General features: G+C 68.4%; 23 protein-coding genes and 1 pseudogene. 11 read left to right on the top strand and 13 right to left on the bottom strand.

Annotated elements, in window-relative coordinates:
* Positions 1-2: 2 nt before the first annotated feature.
* The 3 genes from MRAB57_RS25640 to MRAB57_RS25630 all read left to right on the top strand — a co-directional run bounded on the left by MRAB57_RS25640 (position 3) and on the right by MRAB57_RS25630 (position 4,694).
* Positions 3-1,688 carry an ABC transporter substrate-binding protein gene (locus MRAB57_RS25640; RefSeq protein ID WP_077089840.1) on the top strand — a complete coding sequence of 562 codons (1,686 nt, stop codon included), beginning with the start codon at positions 3-5 and terminating at the stop codon, positions 1,686-1,688.
* The gene (locus MRAB57_RS25635) at positions 1,670-2,227 is read left to right on the top strand and encodes an adenine phosphoribosyltransferase (protein ID WP_077090860.1); all 558 of its coding nucleotides are present in this window, start codon (positions 1,670-1,672) and stop codon (positions 2,225-2,227) included. The genes MRAB57_RS25640 and MRAB57_RS25635 overlap by 19 nt, the downstream gene beginning before the upstream one ends.
* Before the next feature lie 94 nt (positions 2,228-2,321).
* Positions 2,322-4,694, top strand: coding sequence for a RelA/SpoT family protein (locus MRAB57_RS25630; protein WP_077090859.1), 2,373 nt, complete (start codon positions 2,322-2,324; stop codon positions 4,692-4,694).
* Positions 4,695-4,715: 21 nt separating this feature from the next.
* Here the strand turns inward: MRAB57_RS25630 and MRAB57_RS25625 are convergent, their stop codons facing one another.
* From MRAB57_RS25625 to MRAB57_RS25615, 3 genes are all read right to left on the bottom strand, one after another.
* Positions 4,716-6,551, bottom strand: a complete 1,836-nt coding sequence (locus tag MRAB57_RS25625) for a protein kinase domain-containing protein (protein ID WP_281254394.1) — start codon at positions 6,549-6,551, stop codon at positions 4,716-4,718.
* A gap of 173 nt (positions 6,552-6,724) precedes the next feature.
* On the bottom strand, positions 6,725-8,500 hold the full coding sequence (locus tag MRAB57_RS25620) for a protein kinase domain-containing protein (RefSeq protein WP_077089838.1): 1,776 nt from the start codon (positions 8,498-8,500) through the stop codon (positions 6,725-6,727).
* A gap of 79 nt (positions 8,501-8,579) precedes the next feature.
* Positions 8,580-9,473 (bottom strand): peptidylprolyl isomerase, encoded by an 894-nt coding sequence (locus MRAB57_RS25615; RefSeq protein ID WP_077089837.1) that lies wholly within the window; start codon positions 9,471-9,473, stop codon positions 8,580-8,582.
* Between the two features lie 119 nt (positions 9,474-9,592).
* On the opposite strand from MRAB57_RS25615, the gene MRAB57_RS25610 reads away from it, so the two are divergent.
* Entirely contained in the window at positions 9,593-10,267 is a 675-nt protein-coding gene (locus tag MRAB57_RS25610) for an MBL fold metallo-hydrolase (RefSeq protein ID WP_077089836.1), read from the top strand.
* The gene (gene hisS / locus MRAB57_RS25605; RefSeq protein ID WP_077089835.1) at positions 10,264-11,538 is read left to right on the top strand and encodes a histidine--tRNA ligase; all 1,275 of its coding nucleotides are present in this window, start codon (positions 10,264-10,266) and stop codon (positions 11,536-11,538) included. The genes MRAB57_RS25610 and hisS overlap by 4 nt, the downstream gene beginning before the upstream one ends.
* A gap of 38 nt (positions 11,539-11,576) precedes the next feature.
* Here hisS and MRAB57_RS25600 read toward each other — a convergent pair whose 3' ends face one another.
* The 3 genes from MRAB57_RS25600 to helR all read right to left on the bottom strand — a co-directional run bounded on the left by MRAB57_RS25600 (position 11,577) and on the right by helR (position 14,706).
* Positions 11,577-11,801 carry a deoxyribodipyrimidine photolyase gene (locus MRAB57_RS25600; protein ID WP_077090858.1) on the bottom strand — a complete coding sequence of 75 codons (225 nt, stop codon included), beginning with the start codon at positions 11,799-11,801 and terminating at the stop codon, positions 11,577-11,579.
* Between the two features lie 135 nt (positions 11,802-11,936).
* Positions 11,937-12,362 (bottom strand): hypothetical protein, encoded by a 426-nt coding sequence (locus MRAB57_RS25595; protein WP_157900667.1) that lies wholly within the window; start codon positions 12,360-12,362, stop codon positions 11,937-11,939.
* Positions 12,363-12,495: 133 nt separating this feature from the next.
* Positions 12,496-14,706 (bottom strand): RNA polymerase recycling motor ATPase HelR, encoded by a 2,211-nt coding sequence (helR, locus tag MRAB57_RS25590; RefSeq protein WP_216823760.1) that lies wholly within the window; start codon positions 14,704-14,706, stop codon positions 12,496-12,498.
* A gap of 145 nt (positions 14,707-14,851) precedes the next feature.
* Between helR and MRAB57_RS25585 the strand changes: the two genes are divergently transcribed.
* A complete protein-coding gene (locus tag MRAB57_RS25585; RefSeq protein ID WP_077089833.1) occupies positions 14,852-15,877 on the top strand; it encodes an Rv2578c family radical SAM protein in 1,026 nt (341 codons plus the stop codon).
* A gap of 22 nt (positions 15,878-15,899) precedes the next feature.
* Here the strand turns inward: MRAB57_RS25585 and MRAB57_RS25580 are convergent, their stop codons facing one another.
* Both MRAB57_RS25580 and MRAB57_RS25575 read right to left on the bottom strand, forming a co-directional pair.
* On the bottom strand, positions 15,900-17,507 hold the full coding sequence (locus MRAB57_RS25580) for a chloride channel protein (protein ID WP_083743532.1): 1,608 nt from the start codon (positions 17,505-17,507) through the stop codon (positions 15,900-15,902).
* Between the two features lie 78 nt (positions 17,508-17,585).
* On the bottom strand, positions 17,586-19,184 hold the full coding sequence (locus tag MRAB57_RS25575; RefSeq protein WP_077089832.1) for a purple acid phosphatase family protein: 1,599 nt from the start codon (positions 19,182-19,184) through the stop codon (positions 17,586-17,588).
* Between the two features lie 89 nt (positions 19,185-19,273).
* Here MRAB57_RS25575 and MRAB57_RS25570 point away from each other — a divergent pair, with 89 nt between their 5' ends.
* Positions 19,274-19,717, top strand: a complete 444-nt coding sequence (locus tag MRAB57_RS25570; RefSeq protein WP_077089831.1) for a hypothetical protein — start codon at positions 19,274-19,276, stop codon at positions 19,715-19,717.
* Here the strand turns inward: MRAB57_RS25570 and MRAB57_RS25565 are convergent, their stop codons facing one another.
* Positions 19,718-20,056, bottom strand: a complete 339-nt coding sequence (locus MRAB57_RS25565) for a gamma-glutamylcyclotransferase family protein (RefSeq protein WP_077089830.1) — start codon at positions 20,054-20,056, stop codon at positions 19,718-19,720.
* Positions 20,053-20,577: a helix-turn-helix domain-containing protein gene (locus MRAB57_RS25560; protein WP_077089829.1), complete on the bottom strand. Its 525-nt coding sequence runs from the start codon at positions 20,575-20,577 to the stop codon at positions 20,053-20,055. The genes MRAB57_RS25565 and MRAB57_RS25560 overlap by 4 nt, the downstream gene beginning before the upstream one ends.
* A gap of 49 nt (positions 20,578-20,626) precedes the next feature.
* Here MRAB57_RS25560 and MRAB57_RS25555 point away from each other — a divergent pair, with 49 nt between their 5' ends.
* Together MRAB57_RS25555 and MRAB57_RS25550 are read left to right on the top strand one after the other, a co-directional pair.
* A complete protein-coding gene (locus MRAB57_RS25555; RefSeq protein ID WP_077089828.1) occupies positions 20,627-21,424 on the top strand; it encodes an aldolase in 798 nt (265 codons plus the stop codon).
* Positions 21,425-21,461: 37 nt separating this feature from the next.
* Entirely contained in the window at positions 21,462-22,358 is an 897-nt protein-coding gene (locus MRAB57_RS25550) for a dihydrodipicolinate synthase family protein (RefSeq protein ID WP_077089827.1), read from the top strand.
* On the opposite strand, the gene ypfJ is transcribed toward MRAB57_RS25550, so the two are convergent.
* The 3 genes and pseudogenes from ypfJ to MRAB57_RS25535 form a co-directional block, all read right to left on the bottom strand.
* A complete protein-coding gene (ypfJ, locus tag MRAB57_RS25545; RefSeq protein ID WP_077089826.1) occupies positions 22,355-23,269 on the bottom strand; it encodes a KPN_02809 family neutral zinc metallopeptidase in 915 nt (304 codons plus the stop codon). The genes MRAB57_RS25550 and ypfJ overlap by 4 nt on opposite strands.
* Before the next feature lie 44 nt (positions 23,270-23,313).
* A pseudogene (locus MRAB57_RS25540) lies at positions 23,314-23,819 on the bottom strand (SRPBCC family protein).
* A 9-nt stretch (positions 23,820-23,828) separates the two neighbouring features.
* Positions 23,829-24,716, bottom strand: coding sequence for an oxidoreductase (locus MRAB57_RS25535; protein WP_216823778.1), 888 nt, complete (start codon positions 24,714-24,716; stop codon positions 23,829-23,831).
* Positions 24,717-24,851: 135 nt separating this feature from the next.
* Here MRAB57_RS25535 and MRAB57_RS25530 point away from each other — a divergent pair, with 135 nt between their 5' ends.
* Complete coding sequence (locus MRAB57_RS25530; protein ID WP_077089825.1) at positions 24,852-25,679, top strand: LLM class F420-dependent oxidoreductase; 828 nt, start codon at positions 24,852-24,854, stop codon at positions 25,677-25,679.
* A 4-nt stretch (positions 25,680-25,683) separates the two neighbouring features.
* Complete coding sequence (locus tag MRAB57_RS25525) at positions 25,684-26,562, top strand: GNAT family N-acetyltransferase (protein ID WP_077089824.1); 879 nt, start codon at positions 25,684-25,686, stop codon at positions 26,560-26,562.
* Positions 26,563-26,593 lie beyond the last annotated feature (31 nt).

Here is a 26,593-nt window from a genome sequence, read left to right as displayed (position 1 = left end):
GGATGGCCACCTGGTGTCTGCCGCGTCCCGGCCGGCCGGGCCTGAAAAGGTTGGTCGCCGTCGCCCTGGCGCTGCCGCTCGCGGTGGCCTTCACGGTCACCGGGTGCTCGGGTAGCGCCGCCTCGCAGGTCACCTACGTCGTCGACGGCACGCTGAGCAGCTACAACACCAACACCGTCGTCGGCGCCGCCTCGGCTGGGGCCCAGGCCTTCGCCCGCACGCTGACCGGCTTCGGCTATCACGGCCCCGACGGGCAGGTCGTCGCCGACCACGACTTCGGCAGCGTCTCGGTGGTGGCGGGATCGCCGCTGGTGCTCGACTATCAGATCGCCGACAACGCCGTCTACTCCGATGGCAAGCCGGTGACCTGCGACGATCTGGTGCTGGCCTGGGCGGCCCAGTCGGGACGGTTCCCCGGCTTCGACGCCGCCACCCAGGCCGGATATCTCGACATCGCCAACGTCGCGTGCACGCCGGGGCAGAAGAAGGCCCGGGTGTCGTTCGTCCCGGACCGCGGCGTCGCGGACTACATGCAGCTGTTCAGCGCGACCACGCTGATGCCGTCGCACGTGATCGCCGACCAGCTCAACATCGATGTGACCGCGGCCGTGCTGGGCAACAACGGGCCGTTGATCGCCCAGATCGCGAAGCTGTGGAACACCATCTGGGACCTCAAACCCGGCCTGAAATCCGACGAGATCGCCAAGCGCTTCCCGGCGTCGGGGCCGTACAAGATCGAATCCGTCCTCGACGGTGGCGCGGTGGTGCTGGTGGCCAACGACCGGTGGTGGGGCCCGCACGCGGTCACCAAGCGGATCACGGTATCGCCGCAGGCGCCGGACATCCAGGACCGGGTCAACAACCGCAGCGTCGACGTCGTCGACGTGGCGGCCGGCTCGTCGGGGACGTTGACCACCCCGGACAACTACGAGCGCAGCGATGCGCCGTCGGCCGGCATCCAGCAGCTGATCTTCGCGCCGCAGGGCCCGTTGTCGCAGGCCAAGACGCGCCGGGCGTTCGCGTTGTGCGTCCCGCGCGACGCGATCGCGCGCGACGCGGGCGCGGCGATCGCCAACTCGCGCCTGTCGCCGGCGACCGAGGACGCCGTGGCGCAGGGCGACGGCGCCGCCGAGGCCGGCAAGTTCGCCAAGGCGGACCCGGCGGCCGCCCGCGACGAGCTGGGCAACACGCCGCTGACGGTGCGAATCGGCTACCACGGTCCTAACGCGCGGTTGGCGGTCACCGTCGGGACCATCACCAAGTCCTGCGCGGGAGCCGGCATCACCGTCAACAACGTCAGCCTGGACTCCTCCGGCCCGCAGGCGCTCAAGGACGGAAAGATCGACGTCCTGGTGGCCAGCACCGGCGGCGCCACTGGCAGTGGCTCCACCGGATCGTCGGCGATGGACGCCTACGACCTGCACACCGGCAACGGCAACAACCTGTCGGGCTACTCCAACGCCCAGGTCGACGGCATCATCGGGGCGCTCGCGGTCTCGGCCGACCCCGCCGAGCGCGTTCGGCTGCTCACCGACGCCGCGCCGGTACTCTGGGCCGAGATGCCAACGTTGCCCCTGTACCGGCAGCAGCGCACGTTGCTGATGTCGAAAAAGATGTACGCGGTGAGCAGGAATCCAACCCGGTGGGGCGCGGGCTGGAACATGGATCGATGGGCTTTGGTGCAGTGACGACCATCAAGGATGCGCCGGATCTCGGCGACATCATCGAGCCGCTGACCCGCAAGGTCGCCGATTTCCCCGAGCCCGGCGTGCAATTCAAGGACCTCACCCCGTTGTTTGCCGATCGCGACGCGATGTGCGCGATCACCGACGCCCTCGCCGGCGTCGCGGCCGGCGTGGACCTGGTGGCCGGCGTCGACTCCCGCGGCTTCCTGGTGGCCGCCGCCGTGGCGGCTCGGCTGGGCGTCGGCGTGCTCGCCATCCGCAAGGGCGGCAAGCTGCCGCCGCCGGTGCTCTCCGAGAGCTACGACCTGGAGTACGGCAGCGCCACGCTGGAAATCCCGGCCGACGGCATCGAGCTGCGGCGACGCAACGTCATGGTCATCGACGACGTGCTCGCCACCGGCGGCACCTTGGGCGCGTCGGCCCGGCTGCTGCAGCGCGCTGAGGCCAACGTGGTCGGCGTCGCCGTGGTCATGGAACTCGTCGAGCTCGGTGGCCGCGCGGCGCTCGCTCCGCTGCCGGTGCACACCCTGAGCCGCGTCTGAGCGCGCAACCCCGCTTGTTCCAGGGCGGCAACGGCGAAAGAACGGGCGGGGCAATCAGTTTTAGGAGATATTCTCGAGGTCGGAGGTGACCAACGTGGCGGACGAGCAGAGCACGGCGCAAACTGTTGTGCCGCCCCCGGAGGTTCCCCTGGTCGCTGCGCCCGCCGTCGACGCGCCGGAGCCACCCGTCGAAAGCCTGAAGACGTCGAGCAGCGCGTCGCGCCGCGTCCGCGCCCGGCTGGCCCGTCGGATGACCGCCCAGCGCAGCGCGCTCAATCCCGTGCTCGAGCCGCTGGTGGCGGTGCACCGCGAGATCTATCCCAAAGCCAACCTGTCGATGCTCAACCGGGCCTTCGAGGTTGCCGATCAGCGCCACGCCACCCAGCTGCGGCACTCCGGTGATCCCTACATCACCCACCCGCTGGCGGTGGCCAACATCCTGGCCGAGTTGGGCATGGACACCACCACTTTGGTGGCCGCGCTGCTGCACGACACCGTCGAGGACACCGGCTACACGCTCGAGGCGTTGAGCGAGGAATTCGGCGAAGAGGTCGGCCATCTCGTCGACGGCGTGACCAAGCTGGACCGCGTGGTGCTGGGCAGCGCCGCCGAGGGGGAGACCATCCGCAAGATGATCACCGCGATGGCCCGCGACCCGCGGGTGCTGGTGATCAAGGTCGCCGACCGGCTGCACAACATGCGCACGATGCGCTTCCTGCCCCCCGAGAAGCAGGCGCGCAAGGCCCGCGAAACGTTGGAAGTCATTGCGCCCCTTGCGCATCGGCTGGGTATGGCCAGCGTCAAGTGGGAGCTGGAAGACCTGTCGTTCGCGATCCTGCATCCGAAGAAGTACGAGGAGATCGTGCGGCTGGTCGCCGGTCGCGCGCCGTCGCGGGACACCTACCTGGCCAAGGTTCGCACCGAGATCGTCAACACCCTGGGCGCGTCGAAAATCAAAGCGACCGTGGAGGGCCGGCCCAAGCACTACTGGTCGATCTATCAGAAGATGATCGTCAAGGGCCGCGACTTCGACGACATCCACGACCTGGTCGGTATTCGCATCCTGTGCGACGAGATCCGCGACTGCTATGCCGCTGTGGGCGTGGTGCACTCGCTGTGGCAGCCGATGGCGGGACGGTTCAAGGACTACATCGCCCAGCCCAGATACAGCGTCTACCAATCGCTGCACACCACGGTCGTCGGGCCGGAGGGCAAGCCGCTGGAGGTGCAGATTCGCACCCGCGACATGCACCGCACGGCCGAATACGGCATCGCCGCACACTGGCGCTACAAGGAGGCCAAGGGCCGCAACGGCCTTCCGCATGCGCACGCCGCCGCCGAGATCGACGACATGGCCTGGATGCGCCAGCTGCTCGACTGGCAGCGGGAGGCCGCCGACCCCGGCGAGTTCCTGGAGTCGCTGCGTTACGACCTTGCGGTGCAAGAGATTTTCGTGTTCACCCCCAAGGGTGACGTGATCACGTTGTCGAACGGGTCGACGCCGGTGGACTTCGCCTACGCGGTGCACACCGAGGTCGGCCACCGCTGCATCGGGGCCCGGGTCAACGGGCGTCTGGTGGCGCTGGAACGCAAGCTGGAAAACGGCGAAGTCGTCGAGGTGTTCACCTCCAAGGCACCCAACGCCGGGCCGTCGCGCGACTGGCAGCAATTCGTGGTGTCGCCGCGGGCCAAGGCCAAGATCCGGCAGTGGTTCGCCAAGGAGCGGCGCGAGGAGGCGCTGGAGGCGGGCAAGGAGGCGATGGCGCGCGAGGTCCGTCGCGGTGGACTTCCGTTGCAGCGCTTGGTCAATGGCGAATCCATGGGGGCCGTCGCCCGGGAGCTGCACTACACCGATGTGTCGACGCTCTACACCGCCATCGGTGAGGGCCACGTGTCGGCACGTCACGTCATGCAGCGGCTGCTGGCCGAGCTCGGCGGCATCGACCAGGCCGAGGAGGAGCTGGCCGAGCGCTCCACACCGACCACCATGCTGCGGCGCCCGCGCAGCACCGACGACGTGGGGGTGTCGGTGCCCGGCGCCCCCGGCGTGCTGACCAAGCTGGCGAAGTGCTGCACGCCGGTGCCCGGCGACCAGATCATGGGGTTCGTCACCCGCGGCGGCGGGGTCAGCGTGCACCGCACCGACTGCACCAACGCCGCATCGCTGGAACAGCAGGCCGAGCGGATCATCGAAGTCCTTTGGGCCCCATCGCCTTCCTCGGTGTTCCTGGTGGCGATTCAGGTCGAGGCGCTCGACCGGCACCGGCTGTTGTCGGATGTGACGCGGGTGCTGGCCGACGAGAAGGTGAACATCCTGTCGGCCTCGGTGACCACCTCGGGCGACCGGGTGGCGATCAGCCGGTTCACGTTCGAGATGGGCGACCCCAAGCACCTTGGGCACCTACTCAACGTGGTGCGCAATGTCGAGGGTGTCTACGACGTCTACCGCGTGACGTCCGCGGCGTAAACATACGTAATCGGTTGGGGCTCAGCCGATTCGCACGGAGTTGATCGTGACCGCGCTGGCGGGCATGCCCTCTTCGGCGTTGCCGACGACGCCCGCGGCCACGATCTTGTCGATGGTCGCCAGGCCCGCCTGGTCGATCGTGCCGAACACGGTGCAGTTCGGTTCGCTGACGCTGTCCTTGTACATCATGTTGAACTGGCTGCCATTTGGATTGGGCCCGTTGAATGGCGCCATGGTCAGGGTGCCGCGGGGGAACAGGACCGACTGCCTGCGCATGGGGTCGTTCGGGCCGTACTGATTCATGGGGTATTCGTCGGCGTATTCATAGCCCGGGCCCCCGCCGCCCTCGCCATCCGGGCCCCCGCACTGCAACAGGCCGAAGTCCGACTGGATGATCAGCTTGCCGCACTGGGTGCCGTTGAAGAACTGTTGCTGCGCAAGGCTGATGAAGCTATTGACCGTGCACGGGGCCTTGGCGTTGTCCAGCTCGAGACCGATGTCGCCGACGTTTGTCGAGAGGGTGGCTTTGATCACCGCCGGGCTGGTGGACACCTTGCCGGCGGGCGGCGGGTTGACCTGTTTGACGGACGGGTCCGCCGACGCGGGGTACTGGCAGTTGGCGCCCAGGTCCGGCGGTGGCGCAAACGCGGGAAGCGCCGGGACGGGACCATTGCTCGGACCCACCCCCGGCCGGGGCGCCTTGGTGCGAGTCGGGTGCACCGGATTCTGCGCCGTCGTGCTGTTGGCGCTGTTCGAGGCGCCGTGGCTGTTGCTGATGAGCGCGATGACGAGTGCGGTCACCGCTCCCAGGGCGAGGACCGAGCCGCCAACGACGCTCACGATGAGGCGCCTGTTCGAGGCCTTCGGCGCGACCGGCTGCGGCTGGGCGCCCGCCGGAGGTGCCGGCGCGAGATACGGCTGCGCCTGGCCGCCCGTCGGGGGCCCGGCCACGGCTGGCTGCGCGGCGGTCGGGGGTCCTGGCATGGCTTCTGGCTGCGCGGCGGTGGGCGGCGCCGGGCTGGGCGTACTCGCGTAGCCGGCGCCGGTCAGCGCCGCCCGCGCAGCTTCGGCGAACTCTATTGCGGTCTGGTAGCGCTCGTCGACGTCCTTCGCCATCCCGCGCGCGACGACCTCGTCGAGGGCCGCGGGCACACCGGACGCGGTTAACGACGCCCGTGGCGGCGGCGTGTTCAAGTGCCCGTTGAGCTGTTCTTCCAGGCTCTCGCCGGGATACGGGCGGTGGCCGGTCAGGCACTCGTGCAGGACGCACGCGAGCGAGTACACGTCAGCGCGGTGATCCGTTGAGCCCCTGAACCGCTCGGGCGCCATGTAGGCCACCGTCCCCATCGTGTGGCCGGCCCGGGTCAGCGCGGTGTCGGCGGCCGTGCGCGCGATGCCGAAGTCGATCAGGTAGACGAAGTCCCGCGCGCTGGCGATCAGGATGTTCGACGGCTTGACGTCGCGGTGGATCAATCCCACGTCGCGGGCGCTATCCAGTGCTGCCGCAACCTGTTCGATCACCGTGACGGCGCGATCGGCGCTCAGGCGCCCGCCGTTCTCGGTGATGTACTCCTCCAAATCGCGGCCTTCCACGAGCCGCATGTCGACATACAGCCGGCCGTCGATCTCGCCGTAGCTGTGGATCGGCACGATGTGCGGGTCGTTGAGGCTGGCCGCGATGCGGGCCTCGCGGCGGAACCGGGTTTGGAATTCGTCGTCCTCGGCCATGTGCGGGGGCAGGACTTTGAGCGCCACGATCCGGTCGGTGGCGACGTCATAGGCGCGAAAGACCTGCCCCATGCCGCCGCGGCCCAGCATGCCGCGCAATTCGTAATGACCGAAAGTGTCTGTCCCCACGCAAAGACCATAAACGCTAGGGCACGTCGCGTCGTGTGGTCACGTACAAATTCGCCGATGCGAGTCCCGCGGCCACGCGTGGCCGAAATACGGCGATCGCCGGGGGTGTCACGAAAGATCCAGGCCCGCAACGGTATAGCGGCGCAGGACGCGAATATCCAACGCGGCCCGGCTCAGCCGATCCGGACCGAGTTGATGTTGACGGGCTGGGCGGGCAGGCCACTCTCGCGGTGACCGGCAACGCCTACGGCGGAGATCTTGTCCAAGACCGGGAAGCTCAATGGGTCGACGGCGCCCAGCACCGTATTGGTCGGTGTCGCCTCGATATCGATGAACATTATGGAGAACTGGCTGTCGTTCGTGTTGGGTCCATTGTTGGCCTGGATCACGGTGCCCCGCGGATAGTCCACGCCGACCCGCAGCGCGGGATCGTTGGGCGCATATTGATTGACTGGATACTCGTCGGCGAACTCATAGCCCGGCCCGCCGGTGCCATCGGGCGCGGGGCCGCCACACAGGATAGACGCGGAAACTTCTTGCGCGCGAACCATTCGGGCGCAGGTGGTGCTGTTGAAGAACTGCTGCTGGGCCAGGCTGACGAAGCTGTTCACCGCGCAGGGCGACTTCGCGTTGAACAGGTGAATGACCAGGTCGCCGAAGTTGGTCGAGACGGTGGCGTTGATGACCGGTGGAGTGGTCGATACCCGGCCGGACGGCGGCAGATTGGCCTGCTTGGCGGCACCCTCCGGCGACAACGAGTACTGGCAGTCAGCCCCGAGGCCGGGAGGAGGCGCGAACGCCGGCAGCGGCCCCACGGCAGCGGCCGGGGTGGATTCCCCGGGCGAGGGCGGTGGTGGCGGCGCGCCGAATTTCGGCGTCCGGGCGCGCGTCGCTGTGCTCGACGTCGTGTTGCTCGCGGGGCTGTCGTCCTTCGTCGTGATCGCGACGACCAAGACGATTACGGCCACCAGCGCGAAGACCGCCCCGCCGATGACCGCAATGGCCTGTCGCCGGTTCGACGACGGCTGCGGCGGCGTCTGCCGCGCGGGGGCCGGGGTGCTGGGCGGTGTGGGTGTGGCCGCGGGTGTGACCGCCGCATAGGGCGCGGTGCCGGGCGCGCTGGCGTAGCCGGCGCCCGGCAGTGCGGCTCGGGCGGCGTCGGCGAACTCGATGGCGGTCTGGTAGCGCTGGTCGGGGTCCTTGGCCATGCCGCGGGCGACGACGTCGTCGAATGCCGGCGGGATGCCGGGCGCGACCAGTGACGGCCGCGGTACCGGGGTGTTGAGGTGGCCGTTGAGTTGCTCTTCGAAGCTGTCGCCCGGATAGGGGCGGGTCCCGGCCAGGCATTCGTACAGCACGCACGCGAGCGAGTACACGTCGGCGCGATGATCCGTTGCGCCCCTGAACCGCTCGGGTGCCATGTAGGCCACCGTGCCCATGGTGTGCCCGGTGTGGGTCAGCGCGGTGTCGGCCGCGGCGCGCGCGATGCCGAAGTCGATCAGGTAAACGAAATCGCGTGCCTTGGTCACCAGGATGTTCGACGGCTTGACGTCGCGGTGAATCAGGCCTTCCTCGCGGGCGGTGTCCAGTGCGGCGGCGACCTGTTCGATCACGGCCACGGCGCGCTCGGCGCTCAGGCGCCCGCCGTTTTCGGCGATGTAGTGGTCGAGGTCGCGGCCCTCGATCAACCGCATGTCGACATAGAGCCGCCCGTCGATCTCGCCGTAGCTGTGAATCGGTACCACGTGCGGGTCGTTCAGGCTGGCCGCGATGCGCGCCTCGCGCCGGAACCGCTGCTGGAACTCGTCGTCCTCGGCCATGTGCGGGGGGAGTACTTTGAGCGCCACGATCCGGTCGGTGGCTGAGTCGTAGGCGCGGAAGACTTGCCCCATCCCGCCGCGGCCCAGCAGCTCCCGCAGTTCGTAGTGCCCGAATGAATCCGTCGCCACGCACTGACCATAAGGTCTCGACCGCCTGACGGGTCACGAGCCCGCCTTTCGGCGTGGCTCGTGTTGCGCCGCTACGGGTTTAGTCGAGCAGGATCGACTTGACCAGAACTTCGCTGGCGGGTGGGCCGTCCTCGCCGCCGCCGGCGACGCCAGCCTTGGCGATCTTGTCCAGGACGGCCAAGCCGTCGGCCTGAATCGTGCCGAAGACGGTGTACTGGGGCGGTAGCTGGGAGTCCTTGTAGACCATGAAGAACTGGCTGCCGTTGGTGCCCGGACCGGCGTTGGCCATGGCCAGAGTGCCGCGCGGATAGACGACCGGTTCCTGCGCCTTGGGATCGTTGGGCGCGAACTGGTCGGTCGGGTACTCGTTGCCGAATTGGTAGCCGGGCCCGCCGGTGCCTTCACCCTTCGGGTCGCCGCACTGCAGGACGCCCAGCGTCGCCGAGGTGGTCAGCCTGTGGCATTTGGTGTTGTCGAAGTACTTCTGCCCGATCAGGCTCGCGAAGCTGTTGACCGTGCAAGGCGATTCGTTGTTTGCCAGCATCAGGCCCAGGTTGCCCTGGCTGGTCGACATGCTGGCGCTGACCGTCGCCGGGTCGGTCGGGATCTTGCCGGTGTGCGTCGGCGGCTTGACCGGCTTGGCGGCCGGCTCCTGCGGCGTCGCCGGGTACTGGCAGTTGGCACCGACGTTGCCCGAAGGCTTGAACGGCGGCAGCGCCGGAGCGGGCGGGACGGGTCCGCCCGTCTGCGAGGTGGAGGTCGCCTGCGTCGTCGTCGATGCGGCGTTGCCGCTCTTGTTCTTGTTGCTGGTGTTCATCACGGTGATCACCACCGCGGCGACCACGGCGATGGCCGCGATCGCGCCACCGGCGATGAGCAGGATTCGGCGGGTTCGCGCCTGCTTGGCGCGGCGCTCGATCTGCCGTTCGAGTTTGCGCTTGGCGGCGGCACGTCGCTGTTCGTTAGTCGGCACGAAAACCCACGCTAATGGGGGCGCCGCCGGCCGTGTCAAGGGGCCCCGTCACAAAGTCGTTTCGCGCGCCGCCGTGGGCCGCATCGGCGCCGGGCGCCCGGGATGGGAAACTGTTAACCGTGTTGATCACCGGATTTCCCGCCGGCGTGTTGCAGTGCAACTGCTACGTGCTGGCCGAGCGACCCGGAACCGACGCCGTCATCGTGGATCCGGGTCAGCGCGCGATGGGGCCGTTGCGGCGGATTCTGGACGAGAACCGCCTGACGCCGGCCGCGGTGTTGCTCACCCACGGACACATCGACCACATGTGGTCGGCGCAAAAGGTTTCGGACACCTACGGCTGCCCCACCTACATCCACCCCGAGGATCGGTTCATGCTGAAAGACCCGATCTACGGGATGGGGCCACGGGTGGCACAGCTGATGGCGGGCGCCTTCTTCCGGGAACCCAAGCAGGTGGTCGAGCTGGACCGCGACGGCGACAAGATCGACCTGGGCAGCGTGACGGTCAACGTCGATCACACCCCGGGCCACACCCGCGGGTCGGTGGTCTTCCGGGTCGCCGGGGCGACCAAGACCGACGCCGACGTCGTGTTCAGCGGTGACACGCTGTTCGAGCGCTCGGTGGGCCGCACCGATCTGTTCGGCGGCAGCGGCCGCGACCTGCTGACCTCGATCCTGGGCAAGCTCTGGGTGCTCGACGACGACACCGTGGTGCTGCCCGGACACGGCAACGCCACCACCATCGGCGCCGAACGGCGCGGCAACCCCTTCCTCGAGGGTCTGAGCCTGTGACCGAGGAATTCACCGCCTTCGCGGCGCCTAAGGGTGTGCCGGACTACGTCCCGGCGGACTCGGCGCAATTCGTCGCCGTGCGCGACGGGCTGCTCGGCGCCGCCCGCCGGGCCGGGTACGGCGACATCGAGCTACCCATCTTCGAGGACACCGCGCTATTCGCCCGCGGCGTAGGCGAATCCACCGACGTGGTGTCCAAGGAGATGTACACCTTCGCCGATCGCGGCGACCGCTCGGTGACGCTGCGACCGGAAGGCACCGCCGGGGTGGTGCGCGCGGTGATCGAGCACGGCCTGGATCGCGGCGCGCTGCCCGTCAAATTGTGTTACGCGGGACCGTTTTTCCGCTACGAGCGCCCGCAGGCCGGCCGCTATCGCCAGCTGCAGCAGGTCGGCGTGGAGGCGATCGGCGTCGACGACCCGGCACTGGACGCCGAAGTGATCGCGGTCGCCGACGGGGGATTTCGCTCGCTGGGCCTGGACGGGTTCCGGTTGGAGATCACCTCACTAGGGGACGACACCTGCCGCCCGCAATACCGGGAACTGTTGCAGGACTTCCTTTTCCAGCTCGACCTCGACGAGGACACCCGCAGGCGCGCGCAGATCAACCCGCTGCGGGTCCTCGACGACAAACGGCCAGAGGTGCGCGCGATGACGGCCGACGCCCCGGTGTTGCTCGACCACCTGTCCGATGAGGCCAAGCAGCACTTCGACACGGTGCTGGCGCATCTGGACGCACTAGGCGTGCCGTACGTCATCAATCCGCGGATGGTGCGCGGGCTGGACTACTACACGAAGACCACCTTCGAATTCGTGCATGACGGCCTGGGCGCGCAGTCCGGCATCGGCGGCGGCGGCCGATACGACGGCCTGATGCGGCGGCTGGGCGGACGAGACCTGTCGGGCATCGGGTTTGGCCTCGGCGTCGACCGCACGCTGCTGGCGCTGCGGGCCGAGGGCAAGACCGTGGGGGAGACCACGCGGTGCGACGTGTTCGGGGTGCCGCTGAGCGAGCTCGCCAAGCTCAAACTCGCGGTGCTGGCCGGGCAGCTACGCGCGTCGGGGGTCCGCGCCGACCTGGCCTACGGCGACCGCGGGCTCAAGGGCGCGATGCGCGCCGCGGACCGTTCCGGCGCCCGCGTCGCGCTGGTTGCGGGCGATCGCGACATCGAGGCGGGCACCGTCGGGGTCAAGGATCTCTCGACCGGCGAGCAGGTGTCGATCCCGTTCGATTCGGTTGTCGCCGAGGTGCTTTCGAAGCTCGGCCGCTGAGCCGGATTCAGCCGCGCCACTTTACGACGCGGCCCGCGTCATTTCTTGCTGGGAATGACGATGACGACGATCAGCGTGAGGATCGAGAAGAACAGACCGAGAATGCCCCAACCTATGGCGCTGCGGCCCTTCGTCGCGGCGATCACGGCGCAGACAATTGCGGCGATAATGCTGCCGATAAAAACGAAGATTCCCTTGATGCTGCGTAGGATAAAGCCCGCAGCGACGGGGTCCGAACTCGCCAGAATGACGGAGTGCAACATATCGCGTCCTTTCGTGAGGGGCTCTGAGGTGATACCCACACGAAAATGAAATAAAACGCACTCTCAATACGACCGTGTGTGCGAAAAGGCGTCGAGCGCTTTACGTTCGGTGTTATCCGATGATAGGGCCGAAAGTCAGGACGCCTGTTTGATGCTCAACTGGTCGACCTGGGTGAATCCCGGCGGATTGCCGCAGGCCCCCGTGACGTAGGTGTGGGCTGCGGTTCCCGTCAGCGTGGTGGGGTCCCAGGTCGTGTGGGTGGATGTGCCGTACAGGGTGTAACCGCCGTCGGTGCAACTGACGTTGCTCATCGTGTCCATCACCCATTGGCCGTCGACCAGACGCGCCTGGCTGGCCCCCAGCCCGGCCTTGACCCACAGGCACCCGTTGCCGCAGGAGTTGACCGCCCAACTGCTGTCGATGGTGTGGCCGCTGGGAGTCGTTGCGGTCGCGGTGTAGTTGCCGCTCATCGTCGGCGTATCGGCCCACGCCGGGCCGGCCGAACCGGCGGCCAGACAGGCGAGCACAGCGGTTGCGGCCAGGCCCCGTCCAATAGCCATGTTCTCGTTCCTTCCATGGAGCTACTCAAGTGGCAATGTTGATGATCTACCACCGCCCATGGTTTGTCGCGGCTAAGCAAAGTTTGCTTACGTCGTCTTAACATGACGCCTTTCCCGGGGGCGCCGCGTTGTCTTACTCGGAACGCGAATGGGTTGTGCTGCAATGGCCCTCAACGCCCAATTCCGTCAGGCCGGCGAGGGCCGGTGGCAGCGGGTCGTGATGCACGACGCCGAGGCGTTGGGTGGCGCGGGTGAGGGCTACGTAGAGTTCGGCCGCGCCGCGCGGGCCGCCGTCGACGATGCGTTGGGGCTCGACCACCAGAACCGCGTCGAATTCCAGGCCTTTGGTCTCCGACGCCAACACCGTGCCGGGCACATCCGGCGGGCCGATCACGACGCTGGTGCCCACGCGGCCAGCCTCGTCGCGGACGAATTCCTCGATGGCAGAGGCAAATTCGCCGTCGGCGGCAGTGCGGGCCCAGGGCCGAACCCCGCAGGCGCGGACGGACTCCGGCGGCACGACGTCGGGCGCGAACTCGGCGAGCAGCGCGGCGGCGACGCTCATGATCTCGGCCGGGGTGCGGTAGTTCACCGACAGCGACCGGTACACCCAGCGGTCGGGCACGTAGGGCTCCAGCATCGCCGCCCACGACCGCGCGCCTGCCGCCGACCGGCGCTGCGCCAGGTCACCGACGACGGTGAAGGATCGACCCGGGCAGCGCCGCATCAGCACCCGCCAGTCCATCTCCGACAGCTCCTGGGCCTCGTCGACGACGACGTGCCGGTACGTCCAGTCCCGATCCGTGGCGGCGCGTTCGGCGAGTTCCCGGGTGTCGCGCTCGACGAACCGGTCGGCCAGGGCCTCGGCGTGGATCACGTCGCGGGCGATCAGGTGGTCTTCGTCGTCCATCAGGTCTTCGCGGGCGGTCATCATGTCCAGCACGCCGGCGGCGTACTCGGCCTCGTAATTGCGCTCCTGCTTGGCGGCCCGGTCGGCGGCCACGGCCGCCTGGTCGCGGCCCAGCAGGTCGACCAGCTCGTCGAGCAGCGGCACGTCCGACACCGTCCAGGCGTCGCCGTCGACCCGCAGCAACGCCTGAGGAGCGCCCACGGCGTGCAGCCGCTCGGGGGAGAGGTACAGCGAAGACAGCAGCTCCTGGGGCGTCAGGGTCGGCCAGAGCCGGTCGAGCGCGGCGGAAAACTGGTCGTTGTCGGCGAGCTCGGTGAGCAGGTTCTGGCGGAGCTGTTCCCACGCGGTGCGGTCTTCGCGGGTCAACCAGCCGCGGCCGATGCGGGCGATCGCCCGTTCGGTCAGGGCCCAGCTGAGGATGTCGACGAACACCGCGCGGGCCTGGTTGTGTGGCTGACCGCTGCCGCGCGCCTCGTCGCGCGCCCACCCGGCGATCTCCGCGTCGATGCGCATCGTGACGTCGGCCAGTTCGATCTCCAGCGGGCGCTCGGGCAGTCGCTGCCGGTCGGCGATCGCCGCGGCCAGCACGTCGAGGATCTTCAGCGAGCCCTTGAACGCCGCGGCGTCCGCGGTGTCCTCGGCGGTGACGTGCAGCCCGGGCACCAGATCGCCGGGTGTGCAGAACACCACGCTGGACTCGCCGAGCGACGGCAGCACGCGGTCGACGTGGTTCAGGAACGCCGAATTGGGCCCCACCACCAGCACGCCGTGGCGCTCGATCCGTTCGCGCTGGGTGTACAGCAGGTAGGCGACACGATGCAGCGCCACGACCGTCTTGCCGGTTCCGGGGCCGCCCTCGATCACCAGCACCCCCGAGTGATCGAGCCGGATGATCTCGTCCTGCTCGGCCTGGATGGTCGCCACGATGTCGCGCATGCCGTCCCCGCGGGGCGCGTTGACCGCCGCGAGCAGAGCCGCGTCGCCCTGCGCGTCACCGCCGGGGCGGCCGAACGTCTCGTCGGTGTACTCGACCACCCGGCGCCCGCGGGTGTGGAACTGGCGGCGCCTGCGCATGTTCTCCGGGCTCGCGGCGGTGGCGGTGTAGAACGGGCGCGCCGCGGGCGCGCGCCAGTCCAGCAGCAGCGGCTCGTAGTCGTTGTGCGCCTCGAACAGGCCGATGCGGCCGATGTACGAACGCTCGCCGGAGAGGGCGTCGAGCCGCCCGAAGCACAGGCCGTAGTCGGCCACGTCGAGGCGCTTGACCTCCCTGGCCAGCGCCCGCACCTCGGCGTCGCGGTCCGCGAGGGACTCGCCGTCGCCCAGCAGCGCCTCCCGATAGTTGGCTTTCGCCCTGGCGCGCTCGGCGTCGAGCCGCTCGTAGAGCCCCGTCACGTAGTCCTGCTCGGACCGCAGTTCGTCGTCGTCTTCTGCCACGTACCCTCCGCCAGTTTCCCGTCTAGACCAGCGATTTTGCGCCAGACCCCCGGCCTTGCCGCAAGCCCCCGGGTGGACGATACATTGGAAGTACAAGCATTCCGCGGGCCTTGACACGCTATCGAACGCCTGTTCGAATAGAGGGATGCGGTGGGCCAACCAGGCTGTGGCGGTCAACGGTAAGCCCGTCGACGACGGGGCGCTACCGGGGCTGCAGCGGATCGGACTGGTGCGCAGCGTGCGGGCGCCGCAATTCGACGGAATCACCTTTCACGAGGTGCTGTGCAAATCGGCGCTCAACAAGATTCCCGAAGCGGCCGCCTTACCGTTCCGCTACACCGTCAACGGCTACCGCGGCTGCTCGCACGCCTGCCGCTACTGTTTCGCGCGGCCCACGCATGAATACCTGGACTTCAACTGCGGCAACGACTTTGACAGCCAGGTCGTGGTCAAAACCAACGTCGCCGAGGTGCTGCGCCGCGAGCTGCGCCGGTCGTCGTGGCGGCGCGAGACCGTCGCGCTGGGCACCAACACCGACCCGTATCAACGCGCCGAGGGCCGCTACGCGCTGATGCCCGGCATCGTCGGGGCGCTGGCCGACTCCGGCACGCCGCTGTCGATCCTGACCAAGGGCACCCTGCTGCGCCGCGACCTTCCGCTGATCGCCGCGGCGGCACAACGGGTTCCGGTGTCGGTCGCCGTGTCGCTGGCGGTGGGCGACGCGGAGCTGCACCGCGACGTCGAGCCCGGCACCCCGACGCCGCAGGCGCGGCTGGGGCTCATCGCCGCGATCCGCGATGCCGGCCTGGACTGCCACGTGATGGTCGCGCCGGTGCTGCCACACCTCACCGATTCCGTCGAGCACCTCGACGCGCTGCTGGCCGACATCGCGGCCGCGGGCGCCACCGGCGTCACGGTGTTCGGCCTGCATCTGCGCCGTTCCACCCGCGGCTGGTTCATGTCGTGGCTGGCGCGGTCGCATCCCGATCTGGTCGGCAGCTACCGCGAGCTGTACCGGCGCGGCGCCTACCTGCCGCCGAGCTATCGCGAGATGCTGCGCGAGCGGGCCGCGCCGCTGATCGCGAAGCATCGGCTGGCCGGCGACCACCGCCCGTTCGCGCAGGCGCCCAGGGCCGTCGAACCGGAACCCGTTCAGGCGACGCTGTTTTGAGCTGCGCGCGGGTGTCGCCGCATCACACCCGCCACCGGGAGAACGCAGCGAAGACCCGCGTGCGCTGGGTGTCTTCGTTGATGTCGTGCAGGCGGGCGGTGAGCAGATCCTGCAGCAGCAGATGACCCCGTTCGGTGCCGTCCGGCGACACGACCTGCAGTGCCCGGCCGCCCGATTCGGCGAGGACGTGCGCGGCGTGCCGCAGGGTGTCGCGGGTGCTCACCGTGCCGCCGGTCGGCAGGGGTGACGGCTCGGGATGCATGACTTCGGCCACGAAGAACGCTTCCAGCGGATCGGTGGTGTAGTCGCGGGTCAGGTGCAGTCCGCGCCGGGCGATCTTCTCGGTCAGCACGGACCGGTCGAGGATCAACACCGACGCGGCGTAGGCCGTGGTCGAGGACACGATGAGTGGCAGCAGCGCGGGCCAGGCGTGGGTGAGTTCGAGGGTGAAGACGATCCCGGTCAGCGGTGAGCGCATGACGCCGCCCACCACCGCGGCCAGACCGAGGATCGCCCAGAAGCCGGGGAACACCTCGGGCAGCCATTGGCCCACCAGCGCTCCCAGCGCACCGCCGATCATGAACACCGGCGCGAGTACACCGCCCGATGTGCCCGAACCCAACGACAGCGACCAGATGATGGTCTTCACCACGAGAATGCCCACGATCAGGGACAGGGTGGCGCGTCCGGTGAGCAGCGTGTCGATCACGTCGTAGCCGACACCGAGGGCCCGCGGCTCGATCAGCCCGCCCGCGCCGATCACCAGGCCGCCGATCGCCGGCCACCACATCCAGTGGATCGGCAGGCGCGAGAAGGCGTCCTCGGCCAGATACACCAACCGGGTAGCGGCGATGGCGACCGCCGCGCCACATGCCCCGATGGCGAGCGCCCAGAGGTCGATGCTCCAGCCGACGTGGGTGACCTGCGTGACAACCGGGAAGACGGGGTCGGCGCCGAGAATGAACTGGCGCACCACGGTGGCGACGACGACCGCCGCCGTCACAGGAACCAGGCTGCGGGGCCGCCACTCGAACAGCAGAAGCTCGACCGCGAGCAGGATGGACGCCAGCGGTGAATTGAAGGTGGCCGCCATTCCGCCGGCGGCGCCGGAAACGAGCAGGATCTTGCGCTCATCGGCGGTCAGGTGCAGGTGTTGGGCAAGGATCGACCCGAGCGCCCCGCCGGTCATGATGATCGGTCCCTCCGCGCCGAACGGGCCGCCGGTCCCGATGCTGATGGCGGCCGAAATAGGCTTGAGGATCGCGACTTTCGGTTCGACACGGCTGCCGTTGGTGAGGATCGCTTCGATCGCCTCGGGCATGCCGTGACCACGAATCTTCTCCGAGCCGAGCCGCGCCATGATGCCGACCACCAGACCACCGGCGACGGGGGCGCCCAAGACCAGCCACCACGGATGGGGTTGCGCTCCCGGCGCGACGAGGCCGACGGCCCATCGATGGTAGAACACGAGGTTGGTGACCAGCCCGATCAATCGGAGCAGGCACCACGCCGCGCCCGCGGCAAGCGCCCCGATGGGCATCGCGAGGGCCGCGATCAGCAGCATCCGCCGGTCGACCACGAAGTCCGCCAGGCGTCCGCTCGCAATTGGACCAGGCGCTGAGGGTTGCATTGCGGAAGTATTTCATGGCGGGTCGAATTCGCCTGCGGCCATTGTGTTGAGCCGCCGCCGTGGGCGATCCGGCCGGCCTTAGCCGCGCGGCTTGGTCAGGGTGAACTGGTCCACCGCGGTCACCGCGCCGAACGGTCCGCTCAACGCATAATGCGTCGCCTTGATCGAGGTGCTGCCCCCGGGCTGCCCCGGATCGACGTCGAAAGCCACGAAGCCGTAAGGGTTTTCGCGGTCACGAAACGCCGACCACGGGGCGTCCTCGAGGACGTAGATCGGCGCCTTTCGCCCGAGCGCGGGGTCGAAAGCGCCGACGCCGGTGATCACCCGGCACTGCGGTTGGCCGAACAGCATCCCGTTGCTCGGCGCCGAGGTGCCACCCCCGCCGATGACCAGGTGCACCGTTCCGCGGGTGGCGTCGACGAGATCGCCGCGGGTGTCGACCGGTATCGGTGTGCGGGTGTCGGTGGCCAGGGCGCCGCGCAACGGATGCGAGCGTTCGTAGTGATGTTCGTGGCCGCAGAGCACCAGGTCGACCTGGTACTGGTCGAACAGCGGCAACCACTCCTCGCGGATGCCGAGGTCGGCACCGTTGGCCCGGGCCGCGGTGGACACGGCGGTCTGGTGCATGCAGATCACCACCCAGTCGATCTCCGGGTCGCGCTGGGCGGCCGCGAGTTCGGTTGCAAGCCAGCGCTTTTGCTCCCCACCCGAGTAGCCGTGGACGTAGAAGTTACCGCCGTCCTGGAGGGCCACGTCGTCGTTGTTGAGGCTGATCACCCGGACCGAGCCGGCCGTGAACGAGTACCACAGCCCGTGCAGCTCCTGGCTGGCCCCGGAATCGGGCACCGTGAAATACGTCTGGTAGGCGCCGTAACCGACTGGCCCGTTGCCCAATTCGTTTTCGTGATTGCCCGCCGCGGGCATCCACGGCCGGTAGCGCGCCGAGCGGGTGTTGTTCTCGAACCAAGCCGACCAGGTCCGGATGCGGTCTTGCGCGAGGTTGGCGTAGCACAGATCGCCGTTGATCAAGTTGAACAGCGGGCCGAGGCGCTCGATCGCCAGCGTGGTGTCGGCCGCCGCCGGTGATCCGATGTTGTCGGTGCCGTAGCTGCCGTCGGGCAACCGTTCCAGCGTCGGGGTGGACTGGTCGCCGAAGCTGGTGAAGCGCAGCGCCTTTCGCCCCGAGGGCGCGGTGCGCACCGTGCCCTGCTCGGGCTCGGCTCCGTCGTGTACCGCGGCATAGACGTAGTCGGTGTCCGGGGTCAGGTTCGTCAGGCGAGCGTGATTCACCCGAACTTCGGTGTTGGACTTGGCGTCGCGGTAGGTACGGGTCTCGGCCGCGACTGTGCGCCCGAAGCCCGACGTCGGGGTGCCCAGCAGGACGCGTGGATTGCGGACCGCGTCGGTGGTGTGCCATGACACCACCACCTCGTTGCTCGCGTTCTTGCCGAATTGCAGGTGCACGCCGACCACCGGCGGCGCCCCGTGGCGATCCGGCTGAAACCAGCCGGCCGGCCCACCGGTGTGCGACCACAGCAGCGCGGCGCCGCCGCCGATCCCGGCGCCGAGGAGCGCCGAGGTGGCGCTGGTCGTCAGCAGCCTGCGCCGGCTGAGGGCGGGTGTGCGGTCCGAACCGGCCGGGGCAGCGCCGTCGGCCCGTTCCGGATCGTCGCTCATGCTTGCTTCATACCCGAGCCGGGCGACCGCAGGCATATCGCGCGGTGAACGCCCGGACCGTCGGTAACGAATCCGGTAGCGTTTTCGATATGACGAACGTGCGAAAAGTGACCAGCGGGGTGCTATCGGCTGGGTGTGTGGCGACGCTGGTGGCCGCCGCGGGAGCGACGGTCGGGCCGGTGGCAGCGCATGCGGATCCGGCCGGCCACCAGGTGACCTACACCGTGACCAGCCCCAACAACCTGACCGCCACCGTCAACTACGTGAGTTCCGATCCGCCCAGCCAGGCGGCCTATAGTGCGGACCCGTCGAAGTTCATGACCAGCGTGCAGGCCCCACTCAGCGGGGCGCCGGTCACCTACACCGCCACCCTGGCGAACCCGACCCAGTTTGCGAGCATCAGCGCGAGCGGCATGCTGCACTGGCCGGATTCGGGCAACGGCCCGGCCCAGTTCCACTGCGAGATCGCCGTGGACGGCCAGGTGGTCGCGCACGCCGACGCCACCACCACCGTCACCTGCAAACCCAGCTAGTCAGCCCGCGAAGACGTACACCCACGCCGTCGGGCCCGACCGCAGCGGCACGGCGATGCGCCGGTAGTCGTCCACCTCGTACTCGTCGGCGGCGGCCAGCTCGATAGCGCTGATGGCGAACACCATGCCGTCGACATGCGCGCCGGGCCGGTCGGTGGGCCGCAGGATGGGATGGCGGTCGCTGCCGCTGGTGGCGATCACGTGCGGATCGCTGATGGTGACGTGGTCCAGGTCGTAGCCGACGATCGCGTCATCGCGGCCCGGTACCTCGCGGCCGAACGTGGCCCGTTGCACCTCCGGCTGGCGCAGCGTGCCGTAGGAGAACAGCAGCTCGGTCATCGCGGCTCGGTCTGCGCGACCACGACGACCTCGGCCGCCTTGGCGCCGACCGCCCGGATCTTGTGGCTGACCGACGCGTCGAAGTAGGCGCTGTCGCCGGGGCCCAACGTGATGGTCTGGTCGCCGTAGTCGAGCTCGACGCGTCCGGCGTGCACGAAGACGAACTCCTGGCCCGCGTGCTCGGGGTGCGGATCGTCGGACACCCGGTCGGTCGGCCGAACGATGAAGGGCGACATGGACTTTCCCAGCAGTGACGGCGCCAACATCCGATAGCGGGCGCCCTCGCCCTTGCGGGTCGCCGCCCGGTCCACGGTGATCTTCTCCTGTGCCGCCTCGGTGGAGAACAGCCGCCCGACTTCGACGTCGAGCGCGCGCGCGACCTTCAGGGCCACCGCGATCGACGGAGTGCTTTGGCCGCGTTCGATTTTGGACAGATAGCTCTTGGTCAGGCCGGTCTGCTGGGCTAGCTGCTCGAGGGTCAGGCCGCGTTGCCTGCGGACGGGGCGCAGCAGTGCTGTCACTCGATGGCCTCCTATGACACAAGGTTTCTTAGCTGCTACATTGTGTCACATGGCCAGCACGTTCACCGATTCGAAATCCGAGTTGATGCGCCGGTCCGCCGAACAGCTGACGGCCTTGCAAACCAACGTCGTCGCCGATTCGCAGTTGAGCACCCGGCAGAAGCTGGCGCTGACGTGTCGCGCCCTGTTCGACGCCGGGCACGACTCCGGCCTGGCCGGACAGATCACCGCCCGCGCCGAAGAGCCCGGGACCTACTACACCCAGCGGTTGGGCCTCGGTTTCGACGAGATCACCGACGCCAACCTGCTGCTGGTCGACGAGGATCTCAACGTGCTGGACGGGGACGGAATGGCCAACCCCGCCAACCGTTTTCACAGCTGGATCTATCGCGCGCGACCCGACGTCGGTTGCATCGTGCACACGCACGCCTTCCACGTGGCGGCGCTGTCGATGCTGGAGGTCCCGCTGATCGTCTCGCACATGGACACCACGCCGCTCTACGACGACTGCGCCTTCCTGGCCAAGTGGCCGGGCGTGCCGGTCGGCAACGAGGAGGGCGAGATCATCACCGCCGCCCTCGGCGACAAGAAGGCGGTCCTGCTAGCGCACCACGGTCACGTGATCGCGGGCGCCAGCATCGAGGAGGCCTGCTCGTTGGGCGTCCTGATCGAGCGCGCGGCCAAGCTGCAACTGGCTGCGATGGCCGCCGGCACCATCAAGGAACTGCCCGCGGAGTTGGCCCGCGAGGCGCACGAGTGGACGCTGACGCCCAAGCGCAGCCAGGCCAACTTCGCGTACTACGCGCGCCGCGCGCTCGCGCGCCATCCCGACGCCCTGTCCGGCTAAACCCGCTGTCCGTCAACTACATTCGAGGAGACCGTCTGTGTCGCAGGCCCAAGCGCCCACGTTCCACGGCATCATCGCCTACCCGGTGACTCCGTTCACCGGCGATGCGGCCGGCGCAATCGACACGACGCGGCTGGCCGCTCTGGTCGAGCGGCTGGTGTCCTCCGGCGTCCACGCGATCGCCCCGCTGGGCAGCACGGGCGAACTGGCCTACCTCGACGAACCCGAGTTCGACAGCGTCGTCGACACCACGATCGCCGCCGTCGCGGGCCGGGTGCCGGTGGTGGTCGGTGTCTCGGATGTGACCACCGCCAAGACGATTCGCCGCGCGCAGTATGCCCAATGGGCCGGCGCCGACGCGGTGATGGTGCTGCCGGTGTCGTACTGGAAGCTGGCCGAACGCGAGATCGTCCAGCACTACCGCAGCGTCAGCGACGCGATCGGGATCCCGATCATCGCCTACAACAACCCGGCCACCAGCGGCGTGGACATGCGCCCCGAGCTTCTGGTCGGCATGTTCGAGACGATCGACAACGTCGCCATGGTCAAGGAATCCACCGGTGACCTGACCCGGATGCAGCGCATCACCGAGCTGTCCAACGGATTGCTGCCGTTCTACAACGGCAGCAATCCGTTGGTGCTGGACGCCCTGAAGGCCGGCGCGTCCGGTTGGTGCACGGCGGCACCCTGTTTGCGTCCGCAGCCGTGCATCGACCTGTACGAGGCGGTGCGCGCGGGCGACCTCGACAAGGCTCAGCAGATCTACGACGACCTCAAGCCGCTACTGCAGTTCATCGTGGCGGGCGGCCTGGCCACCACCGTGAAGGCGGGTCTGGAATTACTCGATTTCCCCGTGGGCAATCCGCGCGCGCCGCTGCTCCCGCTAGAGGAGCAGGGTCGAGCCGAACTGCGGGGCCTGCTGGCCGTCGGTTAGCCGAGGCTCGTCGCGGAGAACGTGTCGCACTGCTTCGGGTCGCCGGTCTGATAGCCGACGGTGAACCAATGCTGGCGCTGGGCGGCCGAACCATGCGTCCACGACTCGGGATTCACCCGACCCGTCGATTCCTTCTGGATACGGTCGTCGCCCACCGACGCCGCGGCGGACAGGGCGTCCTGAATGTCTTGATCGCTCAACGGTTGTAGGTAGGGCACCCCGGTGCTCTCCTGCTTGACCGTCGACGCGTAGTGCGCCCAGATGCCCGCGTAGCAGTCGGCCTGCAGCTCGGTGCGCACGCCGTTACCGCCGGCGCCCTGCGCGCCCTGTTGCGAGCGGCCCAGGAGGCCCTGCAGCTGTTGCACGTGGTGGCCGTATTCGTGGGCCACCACGTACTCCTGCGCGAAAGGCCCACCGCTGGAACCGAATTTATCGACCAGCTCCTGGAAGAAGTCGGTGTCGAAGTAGGCGGTCTGATCCACCGGGCAGTAGAACGGCCCCACCGCGGTGGTGGCCTGCCCGCAGCCGGTGTTCACCGAGCCGCTGAACAAGCGCACGTGCGGGCGCGTGTACTTCGGCATCAGCTGATGCCAGACCGCGTCCACCGAGTTGCCGGTGGCTACCACGCGGCACTGCACGTATTTGTTCGCGTCGGCCCCGGTCTTGCACTGATTCAGGTCGAACCCGGGCGCCGAGTAGCCGCTGTTCGGCTGCTGCTGCTGGGGCATCACGCGGCCGGGGTCGACGCCGAAGAACAGCGCCGCGATCAGGATCAGCAGCCCGACGCCGCCGCCCCCGAAGGCCATCCCCATGCCGCCCCCGCCGCCCCCGAAGGCCATCCCCATGCCGCCCCCGCCGCCGGACGACGACGCGGTGCTGGTGTCGATCTGCATACCCTCGTTGAAGGTCATCGCACGCTCCCCAAATCTGACACTCGTACCCGGGTGAAATCAGCCTAACGCTGCTGCGCAGCGCGAGAGTCGGTGTAGCTGCGCAGGTTGCGCAGGAACCGGCGCAGCCCCAGGTTCAGCAGCGGCCCGACGACGTACATCGCCAGCCGGGCCGGGCCCGCGGGCTTTTGCGCCATGGTCCAGGTGAGCCGGCAGCCGCCAGGGACGACCTCGACCCGATAGTCCTCGGCGAACGCCGCCACCGACTGCGTCGAGCACTCGTTGAACCGGAATGCCATGTGCGTGAATGGTTCCCAGGCCAGGAACTCTTCATTGCCGACCAGAGGTTTCAAGCCGCCGCGCATCTCGACGACGCGGGTGGTGCCGACGCCCCGCGGCTCGGGGCTGGTCCAGGTCACCTTGGTGATCACCGAGGCCCAGCGCGGCCAGGACTCGGCGTCGGCCAGCACGTCGAACAGCTGCTCGGGGTGATGGCGAGGTCGACACTGTTGCGGAATACGAAGGGCGCGTTGTCGACGAAGTCGAGGTCGACACGCTCGCACGGGAACATGGCTACAACTTAGCCGGGGCCGTCGCTGGCCGCGGCCAACAGTGGCACTAGCACGTCGCTGATCGGCGTCGCCAGGCCGTGGGCGCGGCCCTTGCGGACGATCACCCCGTTGCGGATGTCCCATTCCATCGGCCGCTTGCTTTCCCGGTCGGCCAGGATCGACGTGCCCATGTCCTCGGGTACGTGGCGGAACATCTCGGCGAGCTCGTCGACCAGCTCGTCCGGCAGCCGGGCGCCCTCGGCGCGCGCCACGGCCAGGCATTCGGCGACGTAGTCGCGCGACAACTCGACGACGTCGTCGCGGCGGAACATGCCGGAGCGCCGCCCCGACAGGGCCATGAACCCGGCCAGCGCGTTGGTCAGCAGCTTGCGCCAGGCCGCGGTGATGAAGTCGGGGTCGCACTCGACGCGGCAGCCGGCGCCGCGCAGCAGCTCGGCGACCGCTTCGGCCGCGGGCCCGCTGGGCAGCACCAGGTGCGCCTCGGTGCGCAGCCGCACCCAGCCCTGCGGCTGCGTCTCGGCCGAATACCAGACGATGCCGGGGAGCACCGGCGACGACGGGCAGTGCGGCTTGACCTGCTCGACCTGCTCGACGCCGTTCTGCAGCACGACGACGACGGTGTGCTCGGCGCACAGGCGGGACAGCCAGGCCGCCGCATCGTCGTTCTGGGTGGCTTTGACCGCCAACAAAAGGATGTCGACCGGAGCGGACACCTGCGCCGGATCGGTGTGGACGGGTCCGGGTACCACGATCGGATCCTGGCCGTCGGGGCGCAGTTCGATGCTGTCCCGGGGACTGCGACCGCACACCACCACCGCGTTGCCTGCGCGATGGAGCAGCGCGGCGGCCGTCGTGCCGACGGCGCCCGGGCCGACGAGCGCAATGTTGGTGGCGATAAGAGCGAAGTTACGCGGTCCGCGGCGCTGCGGTGCCGACGGGGCTGCGCCGGGCGAGTGAGACAACGCCGGGCCGCCGGGCGTTTGTGGATGTGGTGACAGAACCCGTCACACGACGACCGAGGGAGCAAGGCAATGCGATTTGGTGTAGCAGGTTTTGTCACCGACGAAGGTATCGGCCCGGGGGAGCTGGGCGCGCAACTCGAGCAACGGGGATTTGCGTCGTTGTTCCTCGCGGAACATTCGCATATCCCGGTCAACACCAAGACCCCGTTTCTCGGCGGCGGCCCTATCCCGCGCCAGTACCACCGCTCGCTTGATCCGTTCGTCGCGTTGACCGCGGCCGCCGGTGTGACCACGACCTTGGCGCTGGGCACCAGCGTCGCCCTGATCCCGAATCGGGACCCGATCATGACGGCCAAAGAAGTGGCGTCACTCGATCTGGTGTCGCAGGGCCGGTTTCGTTTCGGTGTTGGCGTCGGCTGGCTGCGCGAAGAGATCGCCGATCACGGCATCGACCCCGCCGTGCGTGGACGCGTCGCCGATGAACGGCTGGCCGCGATGATCACGATCTGGACTCAGGAAAAGGCGGAATTCCATGGGGAATTCGTGGACTTCGACCCGATCTTCTGTTGGCCCAAGCCGGTACAGCAGCCGCATCCTCCGCTGTATGTCGGTGGCGGCCCGGCCAACTTCGAGCGCATCACCCGGCTGAAGGCCGGCTGGATCCCGATGAGCACATCGGCTGACGTGATGTCGGAACAACTCACCGAACTACATACCGTCGCCGGCCACGACGTGCCGGTCATCGGGGTCCACATGGGTGACCACACGCCGGCAGACATCGCGAAATACCGCCAACTCGACATGGAGGAGCTATTGATTGAGCTGCCGACCGAGCCTCGCGATCAGACCCTTCGTCACCTGGACGCGTTGCAGCCGCTGATCGCGGAATTGGCGTAGAACCGTGACGAGTCGGTTTGTAGCCGAATCCACCGCGATCAGGGCCGCCGCACCGGCCGACACCGACGTCTGTGGCCGCATCAACTACGAGGCGTTCTCGGCGATCGCCGATCGCCATAATTTTCCCCACGACTTCACCTCTGTCGATGAAGCAACGGCGTTGTGCTCCCACATGATCGGCCACCCGGGGTTCTTCGGCGTGGTGGCCTGCCAAGACGGTCGCATCGTCGGAAGCAACTTCATGGACGAGCGGTCGCCGATCTTCGGCGTGGGCCCGGTCAGCGTCGAACCGGGCAGCCAGAACCACAGCGTGGGGCGAGAGCTGATGCAGGCGGTGCTGGACAGGGCCAAACAGCAACGGGCGCAGGGTGTCCGGCTGGTGCAGCTCGCCTACCACAACCGGTCGCTGAGTCTTTACGCCAAGCTGGGATTCGACGTGCGCGAACCGCTGGCCACGCTGCAGGGGGAACCGCTCGGCGTCGAAGTCGACGGTTGCCGCGTCCGGCCCGCGTCCGATGCCGACATCGACGCGTGCAACGCGGTGTGCGTGCGGGTGCACGGACACGACCGCGGCGGCGAATTGCAAGATTCGGTTGCCCGGCAGGCCGCCAGCGTGGTGGAGCGGGCCGGCCGGATCACGGGATACACCACGGGGATCGGCTTCTACGACCATTCCGTCGCGCTGGGCAACGACGATCTGAAGGCGTTGATCGGTGCGGCCCGGCGTATCGACGGGCCTGGCTTCATCCTGCCGACGCGCAACACCGCCCTGTTGCGCTGGTGCCTGGACCGGGGTCTGCGGGTGCGGCACATGCTCAACCTGATGACCGTCGGTTTCTATCACGAGCCGCGCGGCGCCTACCTGACGTCCATCGGTTACTAGCAAACAGTGAATCATCTTGGCCTGTAAGTCG

It is taken from the genome of Mycobacterium rhizamassiliense (assembly GCF_900157375.1).
Lineage (GTDB): Bacteria > Actinomycetota > Actinomycetes > Mycobacteriales > Mycobacteriaceae > Mycobacterium > Mycobacterium rhizamassiliense.
Note: the sequence above shows the minus strand (reverse complement) of the source record. Positions and strands in the feature narration are given on the sequence as shown.